The 5,617-nt window shown below is 56.7% G+C and carries 1 protein-coding gene; it reads left to right on the top strand.

The features are described 5' to 3' along the window. Positions 1-5,617: hypothetical protein (locus HV477_RS27430; protein WP_175065699.1), on the top strand; the 5,617-nt coding region annotated here is incomplete at both ends.

Raw genomic sequence — 5,617 nt, 5'->3', positions numbered from 1 at the left:
CCAGGTGATGCTGGTCAACCCGGCGGGGGTGATGTTCGGTAAGGGCGCCAGGGTGAACACGGCGGGGCTGCTGGCGTCGACGAAGAACATCAGCACGGAAGACTTTATGGCGGGACGCTACACGTTCAGCGGGGGCAGCCATCCGGGTGCGGAGATAGTGAACCAGGGGAGCCTGACCACAACGAAGGGCGGGTATATTGTCCTGGCGGCAGACCGGGTCAGGAACAGCGGTACCCTCAGCACACCGTCCGGTAAAACGGTGCTGGCGGCGGCAGACAGGGTGACGCTGCAGCTGGACAACGCGGGGCTGGCGTCGGTGTCGGTGAACGGCAGTGTGGTGAATGCCCTGGTGGAGAACAGCGGTCTGATTGCGGCGACGAACGGTCAGGTGTACCTGACGGCGCGCGGTAAGGATATGCTGCTGAACACGGTGGTGAACAACAGCGGAACCGTGGAGGCCCGGGGGCTGAACCATCGCGGCGGCGAGATAGTACTGGACGGTGGAGAGAGCGGTGTGGTGAGCCAGTCGGGGATGCTGCTGGCAGACAGTGAGACCGGTCGCGGCGGAAAAATCACGGTACAGGGAACGAATATCCACCTGGCCGGCGGCAGCCGGACTTCGGCGACCGGGCGTACCGGTGGCGGCGGGGTGTACGTGGGCGGGGGCTGGCAGGGTAAGGATGCGGCCATCCGCAACGCGTCAAAAGTGGTGATGGACAGGGATGCGGTCATTGACGTGTCAGCCACGGAGAAGGGTGACGGCGGCAAGGCGGTGCTGTGGTCGGAGGATTACACGAACTTCCGGGGCCGTATCCTGGCGAAGGGTGGGGCGCAGTCAGGCAACGGTGGCCAGGTGGAGACTTCCTCGCACCATAACCTGCAGGCGTTCGGTGATGTGGAGGCATCGGCCCTGAATGGCCGGGGCGGCAACTGGTTGCTTGACCCGACGGATGTGACCATTGTGGCGGGAGCAGATAAAAACGTCAGTAACACCAGTAATGTGTTCACGCCCTCAGACAATGGCGCTCAGATTGGTGTGAACAGCATTCAGAGTCAGCTGAACAACGGGGCGAACGTTACGATAAAAACCAGTGGTCATGATACCGACGGACAGCGGGGTAACATTACGTTTGTCAAAGATGCAGAAATCAAAAAAACCGGCGGTACTGATGCCACCCTGACGCTGAAGGCTGACGGAAATATCACTTTTGCGGACAGAAAATGGAGCGGTTTGACCGATACAACAAATGGTGCCATTACGTCAACCAGCGGAAAATTAAACCTGAACCTGCTGGCCGGAAATGACGGTCAGAACAGCAGTGTCACCATAAGTAAATTTGTTCATTTCTTCCTGAATGACGGTGATTTTTCTGTCGGTCCCGCAAACGAATCAGGGGGCGTTACCTCTTTGTTGTTCACTAATGCCGGCCTCATTGATGCCGGAAATATTAGCCTGAACACTGCGGGTGGGACGAATGGTAATTTTTATACATTAAATGCCACCAACAACCTTACCGTGAACGGGCCTTTGTCAGCCAGTTCCGGATACGGCGTCAATTCAGATCTTAAAGCCGGTAACGTTGTAAATATTACGACGGCTTCGGGGAACATGCAGTTTAGTGCCACCGATACAGAAAACGGTGGGGGAAGTATACTGATTAATGGTCAGAACGGCGTTAACATCCGGACGGACGAAGGTTCTCTGGTGATGCAGGTGGCGGGCAATAATAACAAAATTTCGGTTACCAGCAATAACGGTTCTGTGAATCTGTCCGGGAAAGTTCAGAATGAAAAAAACAGCGGAAATACCGGATTAACACTCACCGGAGTGAAAATCAGTTCGAAAGACAGTGTCACCCTGAATGGTACGACTTTCTGGGGGAAAGGCGCAATACTGTCTGGCCTGAACGTCAGTGCGGGGGGCGATGTTAATATCAGTGGCACGGCGCAGCGTCTGAGTGACGGACTCACCGGGTCGGCAGATAACACTGAGGGTCTGACAATAACGGGCAGTAAAATTACTTCAGACAACGGTAATATCTCAGTGTCCGGACTGGCTGCTTCAGGGAAGAATGCTTCACTGAAAATGAATACCACTGATATCACTGCCAGTACAGGTAAAATTCTTTTAGCTGGCAAATCTGAAGGGGGTAACGGAGCCTCAGGCGTAAATGTAAAAGGCAGCAACCTCTCAGCGAATTCGCTTGAGATAAAGGGGGTTTCAACAAAGCAGGGGACAGGGTTTTCACTGACGGACAGTCATCTTAACGGAAATCTTACAGACCTGACGAATGTCACGTTCAGTTCAGCAGGCTCTGCGCCAGGTGTCACTAATAACCTGGACAGCAACATCGTGACTGCGGATAACCGTGACACCATGCTGGCGAAACATCCTGAAAATCTGACCCGGATTGATATGTGTGGGACGAGTATATTTGATGACACCGCGCACTCAACGAAGGGATGGACTGCTGATTACACATCATCAGACAAACCGTATGGCGGGTGGATATTCGGTAACACCACGGTTACAGCGGCGGGACTGGTTGACCTGAAGGGTGTGGGTTTTACTGACGCCACAATAACGGTGAGTGACGGTGATTTCAGTATAGCCAATAAAGGCCGGCTGACGCTGAAAAACACCACCCTGAATGTGACGAAAGGTAATGTGAACCTGACGGCGGATGCGGGCGTTACGTTATCGGGAAGTAACGTGACGGCGGGTAAGGACATAAGCCTTGTCGCCAGTCATGGTGGTGCGAGGGTGGAAGGAAAGAATGACACCACGGGGATGGCGGGTATCAGTGCCGGGGGAAATATCAGTATCAGCGGGAATGCCACCGGGAGCGATGATAATGGTGTCACCTTCCGGTCTGCTGATTTAACTGCAGTGGATGGAATTACTGTAAACGGGGTGGGTTCATCGGCTGTGCAGGGACAGGGGGCTACCCTGGGACAAGGCTGGGATACGAATCCGGATTCCTTTGCTGGCACGGGTATTATGTACCGGGGGAAAGTGGTTTTCAGTTCGGCCAGGAATGAACTTAACGGGTCTAATATACACCCGTCTGTATTTCCTTATGATGTTGCTGCGGGGATGATTTTTTTACAGTCTGACGTGACCTTTACCGGCAATACGATAATTAGTGCGTCATCAGATTATGGTACCGGTCTGATGTTCAATGGTCATTACGGCCCGTCACCATCGCTGCATTTTTTAAATGGTACTGCCGTGATTAATGCGGAGTCCAGAAATCCCGGTTCCTGGGATGCTCTTTATGGGGGAGGAATGTCTGTGGATGCCTGGACTGGTCATCCTGATGTTATAAACATGTCTGTTTCAAATGCGACGCTGAACATCAGTGCTTCAGCACAGGATGTGAACGGTATTACATCATACTATGCTGGCGGGGACGGTGCGGATAATCTTGTCCGAAGCAAAGGCTACAGATTTTCTGGTGATGGTGATGTCAATATAAATGCTTCTTCTGTGTCCGGCAATGGCGTGGAACTCCGTATTCTGGATAACACTGACCTTAAGGGCAACTTTACGGTAAATGGCCGGAGTCAGAGCAGGGCTGGAGTTATTGTGTCTGAATTCGCCAGTGTCACGGTTCACAACGCCACCATTACAGGGAACAGTGAAACCGGGACGGGGATACAGATTAATGCCGCAGACCGGAACACTCGTCAGGTTAACCTGAGCGGTAACACCCTGACAGGTACATCGGGAACCAGCGCCGGTATTAACATCAATGGTAACAACGTCACCATCACCAATGGCTCGCTGAACGGTACTTCCGGTGGCAGCGGTGCAGGGGTATTACTCACCGGTGGTAAGGACTACACCGTGGACGGGGCCACCGTCAGCGGCCAGTCGCAGGCCGGCAGCGGCATCAGCGTGGGAGGGAACCTGAGTGTCAGCAACGCCACGGTGAACGGGACCACAGCAACGGGCAGCGGGGTGAATATTGGTGGCAACCTGACCAGCAGTAACACGTCCGTCAGCGGTACAGCCTCCGGTAACGGCAGCGGGGTGTTGCTGAACGGCAGTGTGACCGGAGACGTGACGGAGAAAAACGTGATAACCGGTCACTCAGCTAAGGGGGATGGTCTGCTTGTGTCGGGTGAGTCCACGGCAACCCGGGTCACACTGAACGGGGATACCGTCGACGGGAACGGGATTAAAGTCACCGGCAACCTGACGACAGACAACGTGGTGGCCAGCGGCAATGCCACGGGTGGCGGGAACGGCCTTAACCTGGCAGGGAATGTTTCCGGCGGACGGTGGACCGGTGATGCGGCAAACGGTACCGGGGTGAACGTGACCGGCGACAGCACCCTGACGGACGTCTCCCTGAGCGGCACCACAGAATCCGGAACCGGGGTGAATGTGCGAGGTAACCTGACGAACGCCGGCAGCACGACGGTAAACGGCAGTGCTTCCGGTAACGGGACGGGGGCGACTGTCGGTGGCTCCCTGTACGGGGATATTGATGGTTCGTCTGCCTCCGGGGCCGGGGCCGTTGTGAACGGTATGGTTAACGGCACGGTGAATGGTACCTCCACATCCGGTACCGGTGCTGCCGTAAACGGGACGATTAACGGCATGGTTCACGGTATTTCCGGTTCCGGCACCGGTGCCACGGTTAATGGCATGGTTAACGGTATGGTGGATGGCACCTCCACATCCGGCACCGGCGCGGTGGTGGGTGATGGTGCTGACATCACTCAGGGCAGCCAGGTGAACGGCCGGTCCGGCACCGGCACAGGAAGCGTCACTGAGAGGAACGTGACGAACCAGGGCAGCATCAGCGGCCAGTCAGGCGAGGGTACCGGTACCGCGCTCGGCGGTAACCTGAGCGGTAACGGTCTGGTTACCGGCAGCACAACCGGTCCGGGTGACGGAGTGAATCTGTCGGGTAATGTTTCCGGCGGCACCATTACGGGGAACGCCACCACAGGCACCGGGGTGAATGTGGCCGGCAACAGCACGCTGACGAACGTCACGGTGAGCGGTACCACCGCCTCCGGTAACGGGGTGAGTGTGGCCGGCAACCTGACAAGCGTCGGCAGCACGACGGTGACCGGTAACGCCACCGGCAACGGGACCGGTCTCCATCTCCTGCAGGGCAGCAGCGTGAGCGGGGGACAGCTGAGTGGTGAGTCCGTTTCCGGGCCGGGCAGTGTGCTGGACGGCAACAACCATCTCCTCAGCACCACGCTGACCGGCAGCTCCGGTGTCGGCAGCGGCCTGCTGCTGAACGGTATGGTGATGAACACGGATTCCGTCCTGCACGGTCAGTCCGGCAGTGGTGACGGGGTGAGCCTGAACGGCACGGTGACGGGCGGCAGTCTGAGCGGTCAGTCCGGCAGCGGAGCCGGGGTGCATGTGACGGGCAACAGTACCCTGAGCGGGGTGAACGTGAGCGCCTCCTCGGGTAGCGGACAGGGACTGCAGCTGGATGGCGTGCTGTCAACGGCCGGCGGAACCACCCTGAACGGTGTGGTACAGCGGGACTCGTCGGCAGAACGCCGTCAGGTGTATGAGCTGCAGAACCGGCTGTCACATAACAACCGCAGCCTGAAGCAGGTGGTCACCGCTTCCGGTTACCGT

Origin of the sequence: Salmonella sp. SG203 (assembly GCF_013350575.1) — a bacterium.
Classification (GTDB): domain Bacteria; phylum Pseudomonadota; class Gammaproteobacteria; order Enterobacterales; family Enterobacteriaceae; genus Salmonella; species Salmonella enterica.
The sequence above is the reverse complement of the archived record's forward strand: the minus strand, read 5'-3'. Positions and strand labels throughout refer to the sequence as shown.